This window comes from Streptomyces sp. NPDC051664 (assembly GCF_044453545.1).
GTDB lineage: Bacteria > Actinomycetota > Actinomycetes > Streptomycetales > Streptomycetaceae > Streptomyces.
In genome coordinates this window covers 212,384-231,100 of the sequence record NZ_JBITCU010000012.1, presented here as the reverse complement: position 1 = coordinate 231,100, position 18,717 = coordinate 212,384, and the positions used below count along the sequence as shown (strand labels likewise).

The 18,717-nt window shown below is 70.5% G+C and carries 20 protein-coding genes; 8 read left to right on the top strand and 12 right to left on the bottom strand.

The window, feature by feature from the left end; genetic code table 11:
- Positions 1-53: 53 nt before the first annotated feature.
- On the bottom strand, positions 54-332 hold the full coding sequence (locus tag ACIA8E_RS23580; protein WP_399301285.1) for a GlsB/YeaQ/YmgE family stress response membrane protein: 279 nt from the start codon (positions 330-332) through the stop codon (positions 54-56).
- Between the two features lie 202 nt (positions 333-534).
- On the opposite strand from ACIA8E_RS23580, the gene ACIA8E_RS23575 reads away from it, so the two are divergent.
- Entirely contained in the window at positions 535-897 is a 363-nt protein-coding gene (locus ACIA8E_RS23575; RefSeq protein ID WP_399301316.1) for a DUF3099 domain-containing protein, read from the top strand.
- A gap of 220 nt (positions 898-1,117) precedes the next feature.
- The gene (locus ACIA8E_RS23570; RefSeq protein ID WP_399301284.1) at positions 1,118-1,378 is read left to right on the top strand and encodes a hypothetical protein; all 261 of its coding nucleotides are present in this window, start codon (positions 1,118-1,120) and stop codon (positions 1,376-1,378) included.
- An 11-nt stretch (positions 1,379-1,389) separates the two neighbouring features.
- Here ACIA8E_RS23570 and moaA read toward each other — a convergent pair whose 3' ends face one another.
- The 3 genes from moaA to ACIA8E_RS23555 all read right to left on the bottom strand — a co-directional run bounded on the left by moaA (position 1,390) and on the right by ACIA8E_RS23555 (position 4,567).
- Positions 1,390-2,379: a GTP 3',8-cyclase MoaA gene (gene moaA, locus ACIA8E_RS23565; protein WP_399301283.1), complete on the bottom strand. Its 990-nt coding sequence runs from the start codon at positions 2,377-2,379 to the stop codon at positions 1,390-1,392.
- Between the two features lie 185 nt (positions 2,380-2,564).
- Positions 2,565-4,205, bottom strand: coding sequence for a cation acetate symporter (locus ACIA8E_RS23560; RefSeq protein WP_399301282.1), 1,641 nt, complete (start codon positions 4,203-4,205; stop codon positions 2,565-2,567).
- On the bottom strand, positions 4,202-4,567 hold the full coding sequence (locus ACIA8E_RS23555; protein WP_399301281.1) for a DUF485 domain-containing protein: 366 nt from the start codon (positions 4,565-4,567) through the stop codon (positions 4,202-4,204). The genes ACIA8E_RS23560 and ACIA8E_RS23555 overlap by 4 nt, the downstream gene beginning before the upstream one ends.
- A gap of 288 nt (positions 4,568-4,855) precedes the next feature.
- Between ACIA8E_RS23555 and ACIA8E_RS23550 the strand changes: the two genes are divergently transcribed.
- Together ACIA8E_RS23550 and ACIA8E_RS23545 are read left to right on the top strand one after the other, a co-directional pair.
- On the top strand, positions 4,856-6,391 hold the full coding sequence (locus ACIA8E_RS23550) for a S8 family peptidase (protein WP_399301280.1): 1,536 nt from the start codon (positions 4,856-4,858) through the stop codon (positions 6,389-6,391).
- Positions 6,392-6,479: 88 nt separating this feature from the next.
- Positions 6,480-7,931 (top strand): CoA transferase, encoded by a 1,452-nt coding sequence (locus ACIA8E_RS23545; RefSeq protein WP_399301279.1) that lies wholly within the window; start codon positions 6,480-6,482, stop codon positions 7,929-7,931.
- On the opposite strand, the gene ACIA8E_RS23540 is transcribed toward ACIA8E_RS23545, so the two are convergent.
- From ACIA8E_RS23540 to ACIA8E_RS23505, 8 genes are all read right to left on the bottom strand, one after another.
- Positions 7,921-8,964, bottom strand: coding sequence for a zinc-dependent alcohol dehydrogenase family protein (locus tag ACIA8E_RS23540; protein ID WP_399301278.1), 1,044 nt, complete (start codon positions 8,962-8,964; stop codon positions 7,921-7,923). The genes ACIA8E_RS23545 and ACIA8E_RS23540 overlap by 11 nt on opposite strands.
- A 21-nt stretch (positions 8,965-8,985) precedes the next feature.
- Complete coding sequence (locus ACIA8E_RS23535; protein WP_399301277.1) at positions 8,986-9,675, bottom strand: lysoplasmalogenase; 690 nt, start codon at positions 9,673-9,675, stop codon at positions 8,986-8,988.
- Positions 9,672-10,568, bottom strand: coding sequence for a sterol desaturase family protein (locus tag ACIA8E_RS23530; RefSeq protein ID WP_399301276.1), 897 nt, complete (start codon positions 10,566-10,568; stop codon positions 9,672-9,674). Before ACIA8E_RS23530 ends, ACIA8E_RS23535 begins: the two co-directional genes overlap by 4 nt.
- A gap of 108 nt (positions 10,569-10,676) precedes the next feature.
- A complete protein-coding gene (locus ACIA8E_RS23525; protein WP_399301275.1) occupies positions 10,677-11,390 on the bottom strand; it encodes a VIT family protein in 714 nt (237 codons plus the stop codon).
- A 31-nt stretch (positions 11,391-11,421) separates the two neighbouring features.
- A complete protein-coding gene (locus tag ACIA8E_RS23520) occupies positions 11,422-12,651 on the bottom strand; it encodes an amidohydrolase family protein (RefSeq protein ID WP_399301274.1) in 1,230 nt (409 codons plus the stop codon).
- Positions 12,651-13,925, bottom strand: a complete 1,275-nt coding sequence (locus ACIA8E_RS23515; protein ID WP_399301273.1) for an amidohydrolase family protein — start codon at positions 13,923-13,925, stop codon at positions 12,651-12,653. The genes ACIA8E_RS23520 and ACIA8E_RS23515 overlap by 1 nt, the downstream gene beginning before the upstream one ends.
- A gap of 10 nt (positions 13,926-13,935) precedes the next feature.
- Positions 13,936-14,820: an SDR family NAD(P)-dependent oxidoreductase gene (locus ACIA8E_RS23510; protein ID WP_399301272.1), complete on the bottom strand. Its 885-nt coding sequence runs from the start codon at positions 14,818-14,820 to the stop codon at positions 13,936-13,938.
- Entirely contained in the window at positions 14,817-15,617 is an 801-nt protein-coding gene (locus ACIA8E_RS23505; protein WP_399301271.1) for an acetoacetate decarboxylase family protein, read from the bottom strand. The genes ACIA8E_RS23510 and ACIA8E_RS23505 overlap by 4 nt, the downstream gene beginning before the upstream one ends.
- 114 nt (positions 15,618-15,731) lie before the next feature.
- On the opposite strand from ACIA8E_RS23505, the gene ACIA8E_RS23500 reads away from it, so the two are divergent.
- The 4 genes from ACIA8E_RS23500 (at position 15,732) to ACIA8E_RS23485 (ending at position 18,640) form a co-directional block, all read left to right on the top strand.
- Positions 15,732-16,358, top strand: coding sequence for a TetR/AcrR family transcriptional regulator (locus tag ACIA8E_RS23500; RefSeq protein WP_399301270.1), 627 nt, complete (start codon positions 15,732-15,734; stop codon positions 16,356-16,358).
- Between the two features lie 71 nt (positions 16,359-16,429).
- Positions 16,430-17,455 (top strand): DEDDh family exonuclease, encoded by a 1,026-nt coding sequence (locus ACIA8E_RS23495; protein WP_399301269.1) that lies wholly within the window; start codon positions 16,430-16,432, stop codon positions 17,453-17,455.
- 64 nt (positions 17,456-17,519) lie between these two features.
- Positions 17,520-17,753, top strand: a complete 234-nt coding sequence (locus tag ACIA8E_RS23490; protein WP_078852816.1) for a hypothetical protein — start codon at positions 17,520-17,522, stop codon at positions 17,751-17,753.
- A 71-nt stretch (positions 17,754-17,824) separates the two neighbouring features.
- Complete coding sequence (locus tag ACIA8E_RS23485) at positions 17,825-18,640, top strand: SURF1 family protein (RefSeq protein ID WP_399301315.1); 816 nt, start codon at positions 17,825-17,827, stop codon at positions 18,638-18,640.
- Positions 18,641-18,717: the final 77 nt, after the last annotated feature.

Sequence of the window (18,717 nt, the reverse complement as noted above, 5' to 3'; positions counted from 1 at the left end):
GACATGCGTGCCCGGCCGCCGCCACGTCGGACGTCCTGCGGCCGCGTCTGCGCTCAGGCCTTCTGCTTTCTGGTACCGCGCATCGATGTCCAGAGCATGTCGCCGAGGCCGACGATGACCACGGCGCCGATCAGCTGGAGCAGATGGCGCGTCCAGTCGATGCCCCTGGTGTCGTTGACGCCGATCCACGTCGCGACGGCATTGCCGATGACGCTGCCGATGATGCCGAAAATGGTTGTCAGCCAGAGTGGGATCTGCTGCTTGCCCGGCAGGATCGCCTTCGCGATCAGGCCGAGGACCAGACCCACGATGATTGCCCACAGCCAACTCATGTCGCCTCCTGATGCGGCGCGGTGTCGCGCATGTGCGCAAGTCTTGGCGTACGGGCCGTACGACGCATGTCGGACAGGTCCATACGTGCCATGAGTGCGCTGATGTGCACGAATACTGCGCGCCCCGGTCTCGATGCCTCCGGGTGCCGGGCGTACCGTGGAACGGCTCGTGAAGAGCCAGGGGAAGGGTGACGGGAACGTGATGCGGAAGCAGAGTGGTGCGGAGGTCTTCCGGATCACGGGAGCCCGGCAGAGCCTCGCGGACGATGTCCGCGGCAGGCAGCGACGCTATGTGATCTCGATGTCCGTACGGACGGTTTCGGTGATCCTGGCCGCGGTGCTGTGGAACATCGAGAAGCCTGTGGCCATCGTGGCGCTCGCGCTGGGTGCGCTGCTCCCGTACGTCGCCGTGGTCATCGCCAACGCGGGCCGGGAGAACACTCCTTCGCTGCCCTCGACCTTCGTGCCGCCACCCGCCAGGCCGGCGCTCGAGGCCGCCCCGCCGGCCGGTCCGGCGGACTCCGACCGGGCCCGTAGCACCCCGGATCCGCATGAGCACAGCTGAGCTCACGGCACGCCGAATCCTCAAGAAAAGCTCAGATCAATCATGAAGTTCAGGTGCACCGCACCCCGGTCCGCGTGACATACTTCCTACGCGCTCCGCATCCCCCGTCGGAGCGACAGACCGACGCCGGGCAGCTCCCCCCGTGGCTGCTCGGCGTCGCTTTTCTCCGGCAGGGGATGCGTCAGTGGACCGACCTCGCGGCTGGCCTAGGGTTGAGTCCGTGAACTTCCCGGACTCCCCCGAAAATGCTTCCTCGAGCGCTGCTTCCGCCGCGCCGATCTGTTCCGCCAAGGGCTGCCGTGCGGCCGCCGTATGGGTGCTGGCCTGGAACAACCCGAAGCTGCACACCCCGGAGCGCCGTAAGACCTGGCTGGCCTGCGACGAGCACCGGGAACATCTCTCCTCGTTCCTGGGGGTGCGCGGTTTTCTGAAGGATGTCGTGACGCTGGCGGAGTGGGAGTCCTCGGCCGCCGGCGACTGACGCCCGTCGCCCTAGCCGCCGATCGCCGACATCGGGCGGTCGGGCTGCAGGAAGGACGGGTCGTCCAGACCGGATCCGGCCTTCTTTCCCCACATCGCGAGCCGCCAGATCCGGGCGATCTCCTCGTCCGGGGCCCCGGAGCGCAGCGCGCCGCGCAGATCGGTCTCCTCGCGGGCGAACAGGCAGGTCCGCACCTGGCCGTCGGCGGTGAGCCTGGTGCGGTCGCAGGCCCGGCAGAACGGGCGGGTGACGGAGGCGATGACACCGACCCGGTGGGGTCCGCCGTCCACGAGCCAGCGCTCGGCGGGGGCTGAGCCGCGCTCGCCGTCGCCCTCGGCGGTGAGTGTGAAGCGGGTGCGCAGGGAGGTGAGTATGTCGCCTGCCGTGATCATGCCGTCGCGCTTCCAGCCGTGCTGGGCGTCGAGCGGCATCTGCTCGATGAAGCGGAGCTCGTAACCGTGTTCCACGGCCCAGGTGAGCAGGTCAGGGGCTTCGTCGTCGTTGAGCCCGGGCATCAGGACGGTGTTGACCTTGACCGGGGTGAGGCCGGCGTCGCGGGCGGCTTCGAGGCCTGCCAGCACGTCGTGGTGGCGGTCGCGGCGGGTGAGGGTCTTGAAGACGTCGGGGCGCAGGGTGTCCAGCGAGACGTTGACCCGGTCGAGGCCGGCGGCCTCGAGGGCGGCCGCCGTGCGCTTCAGCCCGATGCCGTTGGTGGTGAGCGACATCTTCGGCCGGGGGGTCAGTGCCGCGCACTGTTCGACGATGGAGACGAGGCCCGGGCGCAGCAGCGGCTCACCGCCGGTGAAGCGGACTTCGTTGATTCCGAGCTGGGTCACGGCGATACGGACGAGCCGGACGATCTCGTCGTCGCTGAGCAGGTCCGGCTTGGCCAGCCACTGCAGGCCTTCTTCGGGCATGCAGTACGTGCACCGCAGATTGCAGCGGTCGGTCAGTGAAACGCGCAGGTCGGTGGCGACCCGATCGTAGGTGTCGATGAGCATGGTGGGCCCCCTCCCCCGGTACATCCCGGTTGCGAATCTTGACTCTCCCGAGACTACGCGACACCTGTGACAGAGAGGTGGCCCGTTTGACACGAGGGGCGGCGTGGCCGCGTCGTAGGACTCTACGACGCGGCCACGGGATCCGCGCGGTGCGTGACGCGAACTCCTCGGTCGGTCCCTTCTCGTCAGTGGGCGCCGACGCCGGTGAGGGACTTGACCTCCAGCTCCGCGTACTTGCCCTTGTCCGGCTCCTCCTTCGAGAGCAGGGAGCCGAGCCAGCCGAGCAGGAAGCCCAGCGGAATGGAGATCAGGCCCGGGTTCTCCAGCGGGAACCACGCGAAGTCGACGTCGGGGAACATCGACGTGGGCTTGGAGGAGACGACCGGGGAGAACAGCACCAGCAGGACGGACGAGGCCAGGCCGCCGTAGATCGACCAGAGGGCGCCCTGGGTGGTGAACCGCTTCCAGAACAGGCTGTACAGAATGGTCGGCAGGTTCGCCGAGGCGGCGACCGCGAAGGCGAGGGCGACCAGCCCGGCCACGTTCAGATCGCGGGCGAGGGCGCCGAGACCGATGGAGACGATGCCGATGGCGACGGTTGCCCACTTCGCCGCGCGGATCTCTTCCTTCTCGGTGGCCCTGCCCTTGCGGATGACGTTGGCGTAGATGTCGTGCGCGAACGACGACGAGGACGCCAGGGTCAGGCCGGCGACGACGGCGAGGATCGTGGCGAAGGCGACCGCGGAGATGACGGCGAGCAGGATGGCACCGCCGGTGGAGCCGGAGCCGCCGCCGATCTCCAGGGCGGCCAGTGGGGCCGCCGTGTTGCCCGCCTTGTTCGAGGCGATGATGTCGTCGGGCTTGAGGATCGCCGCGGCGCCGAAGCCGAGCACGATCGTCATCAGGTAGAAGGCGCCGATGATGCCGATCGCCCAGTTCACCGACTTACGGGCGGCCTTGGCGGTCGGCACGGTGTAGAAGCGGATCAGGATGTGCGGGAGCCCGGCGGTGCCGAGGACCAGGGCGATACCGAGCGAGATGAAGTCCAGCTTCGAGGTGCTGGTGGCGCCGTACTTGAGGCCGGGCTCCAGGAACGCCTTGCCCTTGCCGCTGTTCTCCGCCGCGCTGCCGAGCAGGTCGGAGATGTTGAAGTGGAACTTCAGCAGGATCAGGAAGGTGATGAGCACGGTGCCGGCGATGAGCAGGACGGCCTTGACCATCTGCACCCAGGTGGTGCCCTTCATGCCGCCGATGGTGACGTACACGATCATCAGCAGACCGACCAGGGCGACGATGGCGATCTTGCCGCCGTCGCTGGTGATGCCGAGCAGCAGCGAGACGAGCACACCGGCGCCCGCCATCTGCGCGAGCAGGTAGAAGATCGAGACGACGATGGTGGAGGCGCCCGCCGCGGTACGGACGGGGCGCTGGCGCATGCGGTACGCGAGGACGTCGCCCATCGTGTAGCGGCCCGAGTTCCGCAGCGGTTCCGCAACCAGCAGCAGGGCGACGAGCCAGGCGACGAGGAAGCCGATGGAGTACAGGAAGCCGTCGTAGCCGAAGAGCGCGATGGCGCCCGCGATGCCGAGGAACGACGCGGCGGACATGTAGTCGCCGGAGACCGCGAGGCCGTTCTGGAAGCCCGTGAACTGGCGGCCGCCCGCGTAGAAGTCGGAGGCGTCCTTGGTCTGCCGGCCTGCCCACACGGTGATGAACAGGGTGGCGACGACGAAGCAGGCGAAGAGCGTGATGATCAGCGGCCGGTGCTCGCTCGCCCCTTCGGCGGCGAGCTGGACGGTGGGGTACGCGGCGTGGGCGGCGCTCATGCGTCGGCCTCCATACGGGACTTGATCGCGGCGGCCTTCGGGTCGAGCTTCGTGGCGGCGTGGCGGGAGTAGAGCCAGGCGATGAGGAACGTGGTGAGGAACTGGGCGAGGCCGAAGACGAGCGCCACGTTGACGTTGCCGAACAACTTGGTGCCCATGAAGCCGCCCGCATAGTTCGACAGCAGCACGTAGAGCAGGTACCAGAGGACGAAGGCGATGGTCAGGGGGAAGGCGAACGACCGGTGCGCGCGGCGCAGTTCGGCGAACTCCGCGCTCTCCTGGACCTGGACGAAATCCTCGGTCGTGGGCTGGGCAGGGCCGGTGTCAGGACTGGCCTTGGGCGGCGATGCATCGGTAGCCACGGAATCTCCTCGCGATGCGGGTGCGGTGGTGGGGACGGTGGATTTCACAGGAAGACCTCGATGTCAGGGGGCTGGTGGTGCGCCTCCCCTGACAACGGCACGGAGAGAACGGCGAAGCGGTTCACCGCGGTTTGCCTATTCTTGAACTCATCCGTTCGGACTCACCCTCGAACGGAGTTCCGTCAACTCATTGATGAGCCGGGATGATCAGCGATAGCTTCGCTCTTCATGTACACGGCCGAACACACCCCGTGTCCGGCCGACTGGCACGGATGATGTGGAGACCCCATGGCTCATCTGGGATCCAGACGGACGCGCGCAATGGCGCTGCCTGTCGGACTGGCCCTCACGGCCTCGCTCGGCTTCCTGCCGACGAGTGCCGCATCCGCCGCCCCGCCGGACGGACTGCCCACGGCGGCGGTCTCGACGGACGGCCCGAAGCTGTCGTACGTCGTCAACACCCGTGGCGGTCACGGCACCGTCAAGCAGGTGAAGAAGGCGATAGCCCGGGCCGGTGGCACGGTGGTGATCGCCTACGAGCAGATCGGTGTCATCGTCGTCCACTCGCAGAACCCGGAGTTCGCGCAGTCGATCCGCCGGGTCAGGGGGGTCGACTCGGCGGGGGCCACCCGCACCAACCCCATCGTTCCGCAGGCCACCAAGGACATCGGGGTCGAGGAGTCGCTCTCCGCCGAGCAGGCGCGGGCCGCGGCCGCGGAGGCGACCGCGGACCAGGATCCGATGGAGCCGCTCCAGTGGGATCTGCCCGCCATCAAGGCGGACCAGGCGCACCGGGTGTCGCTGGGGAGCAAGAAGGTCACGGTCGCGGTCATCGACACGGGTGTCGACGACACGCACCCGGACCTCGCTCCGAACTTCGACCGCGGGGCATCGGCGAACTGTGTGAGCGGCGCGCCGGACACGACGGACGGCTCCTGGCGTCCGCAGACCGGTGAGAGCGACCACGGCACGCATGTCGCGGGCACCATCGCCGCCGCGAAGAACGGCATCGGCGTGACCGGTGTCGCGCCGGGCGTCAAGGTGGCGGGCATCAAGGTGGCGACCTCGAGCGGGTTCTTCTACACCGAGGCCGTCGTCTGCGGCTTCGTCTGGGCCGCCGAGCACGGCGTCGATGTCACGAACAACAGCTATTACACCGACCCTTGGCTGTACAACTGCAAGAACGACCCCGACCAGGGCGCCCTGGTGGAGGCGGTCACCCGCGCCAGCCGGTACGCGGAGCACAAGGGCACGGTCAACGTCGCCGCGGCCGGCAACAGCAGCGAGGATCTGGCCGCCGACACGCTGGAGGACTCGACCAGCCCGAACGACACCACGCCGGTGACGCGGACGATCGACCCGCGGGAGTGCCTCGACATCCCGACGATGCTGCCGGGTGTCGTCACGGTCTCCGCGACCGGCGCCAAGGGCCTGAAGGCCTCCTACTCCAACTACGGTGACGGGATCATCGATGTGGCCGCCCCGGGCGGCGACTCGACGATCTACCAGACACCCGCACCGCCGGCCACGAACGGTCTGATCCTGTCGACGCTGCCCGGCGGCAAGTACGGATACAAGGCCGGTACGTCGATGGCCTCCCCGCATGTCGCGGGTGTGGTGGCCCTGATCAAGTCGTCGCACCCGCACGCCTCGGCGGCCGCGGTGAAGGCGCTGCTGGTGCACGAGGCGGATGCCACCGCGTGCGGCGACCCGTACGACATCAACGGCGACGGCAAGATCGACGCCGTCTGCGAGGGCCCCAGGAACCACAACGGCTTCTACGGTGCCGGTGTGGTGGACGCGCTGGACGCGGTCCGCAGGTAGTCACCAAACGTATCGGGGGAAGGGCCGGGGACAACTGTCCTCGGCCCTTCCCTCGCGTTGCGGTGGCACTGGGTGCCATAGTGCGGTCATGGCAGATGTGATCGACACACGGAGCTCCGGGACGGAGCAGGCATGGGCCGCCCTCAGCGGCGATCCGGCACTTCTGGACCGTATCGACAGCGGCGGACCGGCCGGGCTGCTGCCCGCGCGGCTACCCGTCATGGAGCTGGCCCGTTCCACCGTCGCGGTCTGCGCGCTGGCCGCCGCCGAACTGGCCGCGCGCCGTGCAGGCAGCGCCGCCGGGCAGGTGGAGCGGGTCCGGGTCGACGACGGTGCGGTGGCCACCGCGTTCCTCAGCGAGCGCCATCTGCGGGTCGACGGGCGCGCGCCGACCAATTTCGCCCCGCTGTCCCGGTTCTGGCCGACGGCCGACGGCTGGGTCCGCACCCACGCCAACTACCCGCACCACCGGGCCCGGTTGCTCGCCTCGCTCGGCCTGCCCGCCGATGCCGATGTGGACGCGGTGGCCGCGGTGCTCGCCGAGCGGCGGGCGGTGGAGATCGAGGAGACGGTGTACGCCGCGGGCGGTCTGGCCGTCGCGCTGCGTACCCCCGAGGAGTGGGCGGCGCACGAGCAGGGCGCTGCGATCGCCACACGCCCCCTGCTGACGCTCGACCGGACCGAGGGGCCGGGGCAGGTGGGTGCACGCCGCCTTCCCGCCGTGTCGGGTTCGCCGCTGCTGCCCGCCGCCGGACTCCGGGTTCTCGATCTCACCCGCGTCCTGGCCGGTCCGGTGGCCACCCGCACGCTGGCGCTGCTGGGCGCGGACGTCCTGCGGATCGATGCGCCGCAGCTGCCTGAGAGCCAGGACGCCCACAACGACACGGGGTTCGGCAAACGGTCGGTCTCCCTGGATCTGGACGACCGGGCGGACCGGGCGACGTTCGAAGAGCTGCTCGCCGACGCCGATGTGCTGGTCACCGGATACCGGCCGGGCGCGCTGGAGACGTACGGCCTGACGCCGGAGGCGCTCGCCGTACGCCGCCCCGGCCTGGTCCTTGCTCAGGTGTCCGCGTGGGGGCGGTACGGACCGTGGCACGAACGGCGCGGCTTCGACAGTCTGGTGCAGGTGGCCACCGGGATCGCGGCCGTGGAGCAGGACGCCGCGACGCCGGGCGCACTGCCCGCGCAGGCCCTCGACCACGGCACCGGCTATCTGCTGGCGGCGGGCGTGCTGCGTGCGCTGACCGAGCAGCACGACGACGGCGATTCGCGGCTGCTGCGGCTGGCGCTCGGGCAGACGGCGCACTGGCTCTGCGGCGGGCTCACCCGCACCCAGGGCTCGTACGGCCCCTCGGAGGCGTACGGCCTCTCGCAGACGTACGACCCCGAGAGGTATCTCGGCTCCACGGACAGCGCGCTGGGCCGGCTGCGGTACGCCCTGCCGCCGGTCTCCTTCGCGGGCGGCCCGGCGGACTGGTCGCGTCCGCCGGGCCGGTTGGGCGCGGATGCGCCGAAGTGGCGTACCACTACGGCTTGATGAGGACCTTCAGCGCCGTGCGCTCGTCCATGGCCTTGTAGCCGACGGGGACCTCGTCGAGGCCGATGGTGAGGTCGAAGACGGGCGACGGGTCGATCGTGCCGGCCAGGACGTCGGGGAGGAGTTCGGGAATGTACGTGCGCACGGGGGCGACGCCGCCGCGCAGAGCGATGTTCCGGTCGAACATGACGCCGAGGTCCAGGCCGGTGCCGCTGCCGTGCGGCACGCCGACGTAGCCGATCGAGCCGCCGTCGCGGGTGATCCCGACCGCCGTACGCATCGACTGCTCGGTGCCGACGGCCTCGATCACGGCATGGGCGCCCGCGCCGCCGGTCAGTTCCCGTACGGCGGCGACGGCTGCTTCGCCGCGCTCGGCGACGACGTCCGTGGCGCCGAAGGTGCGGGCGATGTCCGTGCGCACCTGGTGGCGGCCGAGCGCGATGATCCGCTCGGCGCCGAGCCGCTTCGCGGCCATGACGCCGCACAGGCCGACCGCCCCGTCACCGACGACCGCGACCGTGGTGCCCGGCTTCACGCCCGCGCCGATGGCGGCGTGGTGCCCCGTGCCGAGCACGTCGGACAGCGCCAGGAGCGCCGTGAGCAGGTGGTCGTCGGACGCGGCGGCAGCCGGGAGCTTGACCAGCGTGCCGTCGGCGAACGGGACACGCACAGCCTCGCCCTGCCCGCCGTCGGAGCCGACCGAGCCCCAGAAGCCGCCCTGCGGGCAGGACGTCGTCAGGCCCTCGGCGCAGTACTCGCAGGTGCCGTCGGACCAGACGAAGGGGGCGACGACGAGGTCACCGGGCGCGAAGCCGCTGACCTCCGGTCCCGCCTCCTCGACGATCCCGATGAACTCGTGGCCGATGCGCTGGCCGGGCCGGCGGGCGGCCTCGCCGCGGTACGCCCACAGGTCGCTGCCGCAGATACAGGCCCGCAGGACCCGCAGCACCACATCGGTGGGCTGCTGGATCGTCGGGTCCGGCACCTCCTGGACACGGATGTCGTGGGGGGCGTGGATGACAGTGGCGCGCATGCGTGGGGGTCCTTGCTGATCTCAGATTCTGATAATCCGCTCACCGTACGCCCCAGGGGTGACAGCGGTCCGTTCCGGGCCCGGTGTGAGCACCCCGACGGTCAGCAGGAACTGCGCCACGATGTACGTGAGCATGACCCAGAAGTCCGGCGCGGGCAGCTGCGGCCAGTCGGCGATGCCGGTGGCGATGAGCGCGTCGGACAGCAGGAAGAGCGCCCCGCCCAGCGCGGCGTACCGACCGCGGGTGCTGGACCGGTAGGCCATCGCGGTGAGCAGCAGGCTGTAGCCGGCCATCGGGATCCGCAGGTCCGCCGGGAGTCCGCCCCAGATGAGGACGACGAAGCCGACGAGGACCGTGGCGTACCCCGTGCCGAGCAGCAGGGAGCTGCGGGCCCGCCCGAAGAGCCACAGATAGCAGACATGGCCTGCGGCGAAGGAACCCATGCCGATGAGGAAGGCGGCATCGGCGCCGGGCAGCAGGAATGTGTCGCCGCCCCAGCCGAAGAGCAGCGCGGCGACGAGCAGCCGGGGTCCGCGGCGGGCGGCGGCGTACCCGGCGAGCAGCGGCATCAGCAGCGGCTTGGCGACGAGGTGGGCGAGACGCACATCGGCGAGGACGCCGACGAGGTCGACGGCGGAGGCGACGAGGAACGCGATGAGCAGGGGGCGTACGAACCGTGCCCGGGCGTCCGTGACGGCTCCGGCGCTCATCCGGTGCTCTCCGGGATGGGAACGGCGGTGGAGGCGGAGGCGGTGGCCGAGGCGGCCGTCGACGCCGGCTGCCAGCCCGGCCCGCGGAAGATCCGGCCGGCCCGCTCGCCCCAGCTGTCCGCCGCCCGCACGTCCCGGGCGATCGCGGCGTACTCGTGCGTCGCGACGCGCAGCGGGTTGTGGGTGGCGATGTTCTTGGTGAGTCCGTAGACGGGTCGCTCCGTCTCTGCGGCGAAGGAGCCGAAGAGCCGGTCCCACAGGATCAGGATGCCGCCGAAGTTCCGGTCGAGATAGCCGCCCTGGGAGGCATGGTGCACCCGGTGGTGGGAGGGCGTGTTCAGTACGTACTCGAAGGGCCTGGGCAGTTTGTCGATCCGTTCGGTGTGCACCCAGAACTGGTAGACGAGATTGGCCGACGAGCAGAACGCCAGCGCCGCCGGGTGGACACCGCAGGCGATGAGCGGAACGTAGAACGGCCAGACGGTCAGCGAGGTCCAGGGCTGGCGCAGCGCGGTGGTGAGGTTGAACTTCCGGCTGGAGTGGTGGACCACATGGCAGGCCCAGAGGATCCGGATGACGTGGTGGCCGCGGTGGGACCAGTAGTAGAAGAAGTCCTGCGCGAGCAGCATCAGCAGGATCGTCCACCACAGGACGGGAACGCGGAGCGGGGTCAGCTCGTAGACCGCGGTGTAGATGGCCACGATGGGCACTTTCCACAGCAGATCGAACACGAGACTGCCGAGCCCCATGGTGACGCTGGTGACGGCGTCCTTGGTCTCGTACCCGGCGGCGTCCTCGTCGGGGTGGATGCGGGCGCTGACCATTTCGACAACGGTGAGCAGGACGAAGGCCGGTATGGACCACAGCACGACATCGGGCAGGTTCGGCTCCATGCGAGCACCGTAGAGCGGAGGGTCGGCCGAGGACTAGACGTTGTTACCAACAAGTATGCGAGACGCGATGTCAGCAACCTTTGGTGACTTCTGCCAACACGGGCCGGATCAGACCCCGACCGCTCCCAGCAACGCCCCCGCCGCATAGGTGACCCCCATGGCCACCGCTCCCCCGCCCATGTTCCGCAGCACCGCGCGCCCCACCGCCGCGTCGCCCAGCCGCGCGCTCCACCACCCGGTGAGCGCCAGCGCCGCCAGTACCGCCAGTACCGTGATGACCAGCCGCAGCGGCGCCGGTGGCAGCACGATCGCCAGCAGCGGCAGCAGCGCTCCCGCCGTGAAGGCCAGGAAGCTCGCGCCCGCGGCGTGCCAGGGGTTCGTCAGGTCGTCCGGGTCGATCCCCAGCTCCACCTCCGCGTGGGCGCGCAGCGCGTCGCGTTCGGTGAGCTGGAGGGCGGCCTCGCGGGCGACTTCCCGGCTCAGTCCCTTGCCCTCCAACAGGCCGGTCAGCTCGGCAAGTTCCGCCTCCGGGGTCTCCTGCAGCTCCCGTTTCTCCGTCGCCAGCGCGGCCTGCTCCGAGTCGCGCTGGGTGGACACCGACACGTATTCGCCCGCCGCCATCGACATGGAGCCGGCCAACAGTCCGGCGAGGCCCGCCGTCAGCAGGGCGCCGCGGTCGCCGGTGGCTCCGGCGACGCCGACGACGAGGCCCGCCGTGGACACCACACCGTCGTTGGCGCCGAGCACCGCGGCGCGCAGCCAGTTCAGCCGCGCGCCGAGGCCGTTGCCGTGGGACTCGTCATGCGCCTGGGTATCCGTCACCCGGGGATGGTCTCACTCTCACCGGGTCCCGTCACCAGACGCGGACCGACCCGCCCGGCGCGAAGGCCGGGCTGGTCGCGTCGGCCGGGACCTCCTTCAAGGGCTCGGCGATCTCGTCGACCGTCGGGCCGGCCGTCGCAGCGATGCGGTCGAGCGCGGCCAGGTCGAAGCCGTACACGCGGGCCGCGTTACCGCCGACCATCGCCGCGATCTCGTCGGGCGGGAGTCCGGCGTACGCGATCCGCAGGCCCTCCCGTGAATAGGGAGCGGTGCCCTCGTCGTGCGGGTAGTCGCTGCCCCACATGATCTTGTCAAGGCCGATCCGGTCACGCAGCGGCACCTCGTGGGGGCGCATGAAGCTGGCGCCGACGAAACAGTTGTCGCGCCAGACCTCGCCGGGACTCGCTCCCATCGAAGCGGCAAGCCCCGCACCGAACTTGGACTCGGCGGTGGATGCCCGGGAGGCCGCAGCGACCAGGCGGCCGTGGTAGTAGTCGAGCATCTCGACGACGCCCGGGATCCAGCCGGAGCCCTGTTCGGTGAGGACCAGTTTCAGCCCGGGGTGGCGGCGGAAGGCTCCGCCGAAGATCAGGTGCCACAGCGCCCGGTGGGAGAACCAGGTCGTCTCCACCATGAAGACGGCGCGCGCCGCCGGTTCGTCGCCGAGCGGCGGGGAGGCCGATCCGCTGTGGTGGTTCACCGGTACGTCCAGCTCCTCGCAGACCGCCCACAGCGGGTCGTACACCTGGGAGTACAGCTCCGGGATGCCGGACCCCGGCGGGGTGCCGGGCAGCAGGATGCCGCCGGTGAGCCCCGCCTCCTTGGTGCGGCGGATCTCGCGGACCGCCGCCGCCGGGTCGTTGAGGAGGATCTGCGCGACGCCCGCCCGCCGGCCGGGTGCCTCGGCGCAGAAGTCGGCAACCCAGCGGTTGTGGGCGCGCAGGCCCGCCCAGCGCTGGTCGTACTCCCGCGGTGAGGGCGCGGGGGCCATCAGGGAGGCCGAGGGGAAGAACGGTGGGATGGTGTTGGGGAAGACGACCTCCGCGACGATGCCGTCCGCCGCCAGCTCGGCGAGACGGCGTGCGGAGTTCCAGTTGCGGTCGGCGGTGTCGGCGAGGAGGTCCGCGTACGGATTGACGTACGCAGCGGCCCAGGCGTCGAAATCGTCGTGGTACCTGGCCTCCAGGTACGGCTTGTAGTCGAGCAGGTCGGCGCCCGCGTGGCAGTCGGCGGAGATGACTGTGTAGCGCTCGCGGGACATCAGCCGACCCCCAGGACCGGGAAGTCGTGGTCGGTCAGCCAGTGCCGACCGACGTCGCGCGAGCGTGCCCAGGACGCTTCGACCGCCGCCTGGTCGGCGCTCTGGCCCAGCTCCTGCGGGGTCGGGCCGATGCGCCGGGCGATCGGCGCGAGCTTCGCCGTGTCGAAGCCGAAGACCTCGGCGGCGGCGAGTCCCAGCATCCGGCGGGTCTCGGCCACCGGGATGTCGTGGAAGGTGGTGCGCAGCCAGCCCGCGGTGTTCGGCCAGGTGCCTTCGGGGTGCGGGAAGTCGCTGCCCCACAGGATGTTGTCGACGCCGATCTCGTACCGCTGGGCGAGCTCGCGGCGCTTGGTGTTGGTGGCGCAGATGAAGACCTGGCGGTCCAGGTACTCGTGCGGGGGCCGCGTCAGCTCGGCGAACGGCGAGAGTTTCTTTCCGCCGTGGGCGCCCAGGTAGAGCCGGTCCATGAACCAGAGCAGGTTCGGCAGCCACCAGCAGCCGGACTCGGCGACGCCGAACCTCAGCCCCGGGTGGCGTTCGAAGGCGCCCGACCAGAGCAGGAACCAGAGCGGGCGGGACGGCCACCAGGTGACCTCGGAGACGTAGATCCCCAGATGGTCGCCGTACTCGTGGCGCGGGGCGGCGCCGGAGTGCGTGACGACCGGCATCCCCGTCTCGGCGGCGGCCGCCCACACGGGGTCGTAACGGCGGTCGTGGTACGGGGCCTTGTCCACCCACATGGAGGGGATCATCAGCGCCCCGAGACCGGACTCCTTGGCCCGGTGGATCTCGGCGACGACACGGTCGACCTCGCCCGTTACGGGCAACAGGGCGACTCCGCAGTGCCGTTCGGGGTTCTGCGAGACGAAGTCGGCGAGCCAACGGTTGTGGGCCTGTGCGCCGGCCATGCCGAGCTCCGGGTCCTGGTCGCCGGAGAGACCGAGGCCGACGCCGAACGGGGCGGCGGTGCGGCTGTCGACGGCGTCCGCGTCCGGGAAGACGACCTCGGCCGCCACCCCGTCGCCGTCGAGCTCCTTGAGCCGCTGCGCGGCATCCCAACCGCCCCTCAGCCCCTCCTCGTTGTCGTGGAACCACTTGTCGGCGAAGGCCTCGTTGCGTACGCCGAGGCGGGTCATCTCCTCGCGGCGGCGGTCGCGCCCGGCGAGGAAGTCGTCGAACTCCCGGTGGAAGCGGGCGTCCAGATAGGGCCGGTACCCCTCGGTGGGAAGTCCGGCGTGGCAGTCGGAGGAGATGATCAGATACGGGTCGGTCATCGCTCGCCCCTCAGTCGAGTATGAAGCTCTCCAGGTACGACGGGTTCGCCCGGTCGAGCATCGACTGCGACCTGGCGCGGATCTGCCGGTCGCTGTGCTCGCTCGGCGGCAGCAGCCAGAAGCGGTCGGCGCGGATCCCGTCCACGACCGTGCCCGCGACCTCCTCCACCGGTGTGAACTCGACCTCGTGGCCCGCCGCCCTCATCGCGGACTCCCACTGGTCGAGGCTGCGGTACGGGGTCCGGCGCGGCCGCTCCTTGGCGTACCGCTGGGGCCGGTTGCGGTGCGACTCCCACAGTCCGGTACGGAGCATGTGCGGGCCGGGGAAGAGCACCGAGGCGCCGACCGCCGCGCCCTCCGCCTTCAGATGCGCGTAGAGCGACTCGGTCATCGTGACGACGGCGGACTTGGTGACCGCGTAGACGGAGGCGGTCGGCAGCGGGGCGATGCCGCCGTCGCCGGACGAGGTGTTGACGATCCGGCCGGGCTCGCCGCCCTCGATCATCCGGGGCACGAAGGCCTGGATGCCGTGGAAGACGCCCCACACATTGACGGCGAACGCCCACTTCCAGTCGATCGGCTCGTGCTCCCACATCCGGCCCTCGGCACCGGAGCCGACGCCCGCGTTGTTGCACAGCACATGGACGGCGCCGAAGGTGTCGTACGCGGCGTCGGCGAGAGCCTGGACGGACTCCCGCTCGCTGACGTCGACCACCCGCGCCAGCACCTGCGCACCGTCCTCGCGCAGCTCGCCCGCCGCCTTGTCGAGCGCCCCCACCTCCACGTCGGCGAGGACGACCTTCAGCCCCTCGGCCGCGAACCTGCGGGCCATCGCGAGCCCGATGCCGCTCGCGGCGCCGGTGACGACAGCGACCTGCCCCTCCCCCAGCCTCATCGGACGCTCCCCTGCGGCGGGCCGTCGTGGATCTGCTGCGGGTCGTCGTAGCGCTGGTGGATGTACGGCAGCAGCGCCTCGGCGCTCACCCGCTCGACGGCCCTGCCCCGCTGGTCGCTGGTCTTCTCGCCGATGGTCAGATCGATCAGCCGCTGTACGGGGAGGTCGGCGACCGGGTCGTACATCGACTCGCGCAGCACCACATCGCCCGAGATCCGTTCCAGCTTGCGGACCTTCTCGTGGCGGATGCAGTGGATCAGTACGGGATCGGCGTCGAAGCCCTCACCGTCCGCGGCGGGCAGGAACTTGAAGTAGAAGTCGAGCTTCTCCGCCGGTTCGGGCAGCGGCAGCTGCTCGCCGACCGCGCCGCGTACCTCGACGAACGCGATGCCGTGCCGGACGAGCGCGGCCCGGACGACGGGTCCGTCGCGCTCGACGGTCACCTCGCCCAGCTTCTTCGGTTCGCCGAAGACCTCACGGCCGCCGATCAGTGCCCGCTCGTGGGTCATCGGCATGACGAGCGGATACCAGCCCTCGTACCCGTCGTGGACGGCGGCGACGGCGACGGAGCCCGCGCCCAGCGGATAGCCGGGGAGGTCGACCTTGCTGATGGCGGCGCGGACGAGCGGGCGTTCGGCGGGTTTGAGGGGCGGTGGCAGGACCGCCGCGACCGCGTCGGGGTCACTCTCCCAGACGGCGACCACGCCGGTGGACCAGACGTCGGGGAGTTCGGAACGGGCTGTGCGGGCCGTCGCGATCTCGGCGTCGGTGCGCGCGCCGTACCGTACACGTGCCATGGACGTACCACCCTTCTCGGTTGTCCGTGCCCGGGTTCTGTAACACAGTTACACCGGCTGGAATGAAGGGTAAATAGGCATGCACGCAACGGAGTTCGGAAAGCTGGGAGCACTGTGGCGCGATCGTCGCTGACCCGCGAAGAGGTTCTGGAGGCCGCTGCCGCCCTGGTGCGGCACCACGGCCCGGATGCCCTCACGATGCGCAAGCTGGCCGCCGAGCTGGGCACGGCGGTCACCTCGATCTACTGGCATGTCGGCAATCGCGAGTCGCTGCTCGACGCCCTGGTGGAGCGCACCGTCCAGGAGATGGGCGCCGTCCGGCCGGCCGGCCGGACCCCGGTGGCCCGGATCGTCTCCGTCGCCCGGGGGCTGCGCCGCGAACTGCGCGCCCGCCCCCACCTGATCGCGATGGTCCATGAACGCGGTCTCACGGAGCGGATGTTCCTGCCCGCACAGCAGGCCCTCGTCCACGAGGTGCACGCCGCGGGGCTGCGCGGGGCGCGGGCCGCCGACGCGGTACGGGCGGTCCAGTTCCAGACCGTCGGCTTCCTGCTCGTCGAACGTAACCGGGAACGCTCCCCGGTCCAGTCCCCCGGCGAGGGTGATCTCTGGGACGCGGTCACGGCCGAGCACGACCCGGCGCTGGCCCGCGCGCTCGCCCTCCCCGCCGACCAGGAACGACTGTTCACGGCGTCCATGCGGGCGCTGGTGAACGGACTGCTCGCCACCGGTGGTGGCTAGCGGCCCCTCGTCGGGCGGCTCGAACAGAACGCTCCCGGATGGGGGGCTGTCAGTCCCGGCCCGTATTCTCTGTGACCATGCTCGACGACCGCCAGACCGCAGGACCGTGGCCGACCGCCTACCCACAGGGGTACGCGGTCGTCGACGTGGAGACCACCGGACTCGCCCGGGACGACCGGATAGTGTCCGCTGCCGTCTACCGGCTGGACGCGCAGGGCAACGTCGAGGACCACTGGTACACCCTCGTCAACCCGGAGCGGGACCCCGGCCCCGTCTGGATCCACGGCCTGACCAGCGATGTCCTGGAGGGCGCCCCACTCTTCCCGGAAGTCGCCGCCGATCTGTCCGAGCGGCTCGCGGGCCGCGTACTCGTCGCGCACAACGCCGCCTTCGACTGGTCGATGCTGGCCCGGGAGTACGCGCGCGCCGCGGTCGTCGCCCCGGTCGAGCACCGGCTCTGCACCATCGCGCTCTCCAAGGAGCTCCGGCTGCCGCTGCCCAACCACAAGCTGCAGTCGCTGGCCGCGCACTTCGGAGTCGTACAGCAGCGTGCGCACCACGCGCTGGACGACGCCCGGGTGCTGGCCGAGGCGTTCCGGCCGAGTCTGCATGCGGCGGCACGCGACGGGGTGCGGCTGCCACTGCTGGAGTGCCGCCCGCTGACCGAGTGGTCGGACTCCCCTGTCACCCCGCGGGTCGGCTACCAGCCGTCGTACGGCGGCCAGAGCAGCTGGCGCCCTTCGCGCAAGCGGCCGGCCTGTCCGTATCCGAACCCGGGGCGGTACGACAAGGACAAACCGCTCATGCAGGGCATGCGGGTGGCGTTCTCCGGGGACACCTCCATCGACCGTGAGCTGTTGGAGGACCGGGCGATCGAGGCCGGGCTGCATGTGGCGACCAGCGTCTCCCGGCTGACCAGCCTGCTGGTCACCAACGACCCCGACGCGGCGACGTCGAAGACGGTGAAGGCAAAGGCGTTCGGTACACCGATCGTGGACGAGAGCGCCTTCACCCATCTGCTGCGGGATGTGGCACAGGTGTCGACGACGACCGGGGCCCCGGTGGCTCCCGCCCTGCCGACGCCGTCATCGGAGTGAACCGGGGGCGACTCGCCCATCCGCCGCTCGCCGCCCGGCGCCCCCACATCCCAACCTGTGGCGCATGGCACGTTGTGAAGTTTGCGGAAACGACTACGGCATGTCGTTCGAGGTGCACGCGCAGGGCGCGGTGCATGTCTTCGACTGCTTCTCCTGCGCCATTCACCGGATGGCGCCCATCTGTGAGCACTGCCGGGTCCAGGTCATCGGCCAGGGTGTCGAGGTGGACGGGCACTGGTTCTGCGGCGGTCACTGCGCCCGGGCCGAGGGGAAGGTGGGCATCATCGACAAAGTCTGACCACCGGCCGCACGGCCCGTTCCGCCACCCCCTCCGCGAGGCACCCCATGACGCAGTTGTACCGTCGTGGGGTGTACCGCTTCCTGTTGACCCGGCAGTGGCTGATCCTCGCCCTCCTCACCCTCGTCCTCATTCCCACGATGGTCGAGCTGGGCTTCTGGCAGCTGCACCGGCATGAGCACCGGGTGGCGCAGAACGCTCTGATCTCGCACAACCTCAAGGCGAAGCCGGAGCCGGTCGCCACGCTCACCTCCCCGGGTCACACGATCCCGCGCTCCGACTACTGGCGTGCGGTGACGGCCACGGGGACGTACGACACGGGGCACGAGGTCGTCGTGCGCCGCCGGACCTCCACCGACGGAAGCATCGGTTTCCACGTACTGATCCCGCTCGACCTCAAGGGCGGCGGTACGGTCCTGATCAACCGCGGCTGGGTTCCCGCCGCCGACGACCAGCGCGCTTTCCCGGACGTCCCGGCCGTGCCCAAGGGCGAGGTGACCGTCACGGGGCGGCTCAAGGCCGACGAGACGACGGGAACCAGCGGCATCAAGGACCTGTCGGACCTGCCGGACCGCCAGGTGATGCTGATCAACAGCGCCCAGCAGGCCAAGGCGCTCTCCCGACCGGTCCTCGGCGGCTACATCGAGCAGACCGGCCCCGAACCGTCCGGCGACGTCCCCGAGCTGATCGAGGCCCCCGACGACAGCTCGATCGGTCCGCACATGGCGTATGCGGTCCAGTGGTGGCTGTTCGCCGCGGGCGTCCCGGTCGGATATGTGGTGCTCGCCCGGCGCGAGAAGCGCGACCGGGTGGAGGCGGCGGCCGAGGCCGAGGCCTCCGGGGAGCCGGAGCCGGAACCGGAGAAGCCCGAGCCGGCGACGGCCTGACACGGTGCCCGCGACAGCTCGACCGGTGGCCGCCCGACCGGTTCCGCGGCAGGAGTCTGCGGCCGCCCGTGGGACAC

Coding starts and splice junctions, on each gene's coding strand:
- ACIA8E_RS23560 (WP_399301282.1), bottom strand. CDS start 4,205: ATGAGCGCCGCCCACGCCGCGTACCCCACCGTCCAGCTCGCCGCCGAA.
- ACIA8E_RS23505 (WP_399301271.1), bottom strand. CDS start 15,617: ATGGCACGTGTACGGTACGGCGCGCGCACCGACGCCGAGATCGCGACG.
- ACIA8E_RS23580 (WP_399301285.1), bottom strand. CDS start 332: ATGAGTTGGCTGTGGGCAATCATCGTGGGTCTGGTCCTCGGCCTGATC.
- ACIA8E_RS23530 (WP_399301276.1), bottom strand. CDS start 10,568: ATGGAGCCGAACCTGCCCGATGTCGTGCTGTGGTCCATACCGGCCTTC.
- ACIA8E_RS23490 (WP_078852816.1), top strand. CDS start 17,520: ATGGCACGTTGTGAAGTTTGCGGAAACGACTACGGCATGTCGTTCGAG.
- moaA (WP_399301283.1), bottom strand. CDS start 2,379: ATGCTCATCGACACCTACGATCGGGTCGCCACCGACCTGCGCGTTTCA.
- ACIA8E_RS23520 (WP_399301274.1), bottom strand. CDS start 12,651: ATGTCCCGCGAGCGCTACACAGTCATCTCCGCCGACTGCCACGCGGGC.
- ACIA8E_RS23575 (WP_399301316.1), top strand. CDS start 535: ATGCGGAAGCAGAGTGGTGCGGAGGTCTTCCGGATCACGGGAGCCCGG.
- ACIA8E_RS23535 (WP_399301277.1), bottom strand. CDS start 9,675: ATGAGCGCCGGAGCCGTCACGGACGCCCGGGCACGGTTCGTACGCCCC.
- ACIA8E_RS23550 (WP_399301280.1), top strand. CDS start 4,856: ATGGCTCATCTGGGATCCAGACGGACGCGCGCAATGGCGCTGCCTGTC.
- ACIA8E_RS23515 (WP_399301273.1), bottom strand. CDS start 13,925: ATGACCGACCCGTATCTGATCATCTCCTCCGACTGCCACGCCGGACTT.
- ACIA8E_RS23545 (WP_399301279.1), top strand. CDS start 6,480: ATGGCAGATGTGATCGACACACGGAGCTCCGGGACGGAGCAGGCATGG.
- ACIA8E_RS23540 (WP_399301278.1), bottom strand. CDS start 8,964: ATGCGCGCCACTGTCATCCACGCCCCCCACGACATCCGTGTCCAGGAG.
- ACIA8E_RS23510 (WP_399301272.1), bottom strand. CDS start 14,820: ATGAGGCTGGGGGAGGGGCAGGTCGCTGTCGTCACCGGCGCCGCGAGC.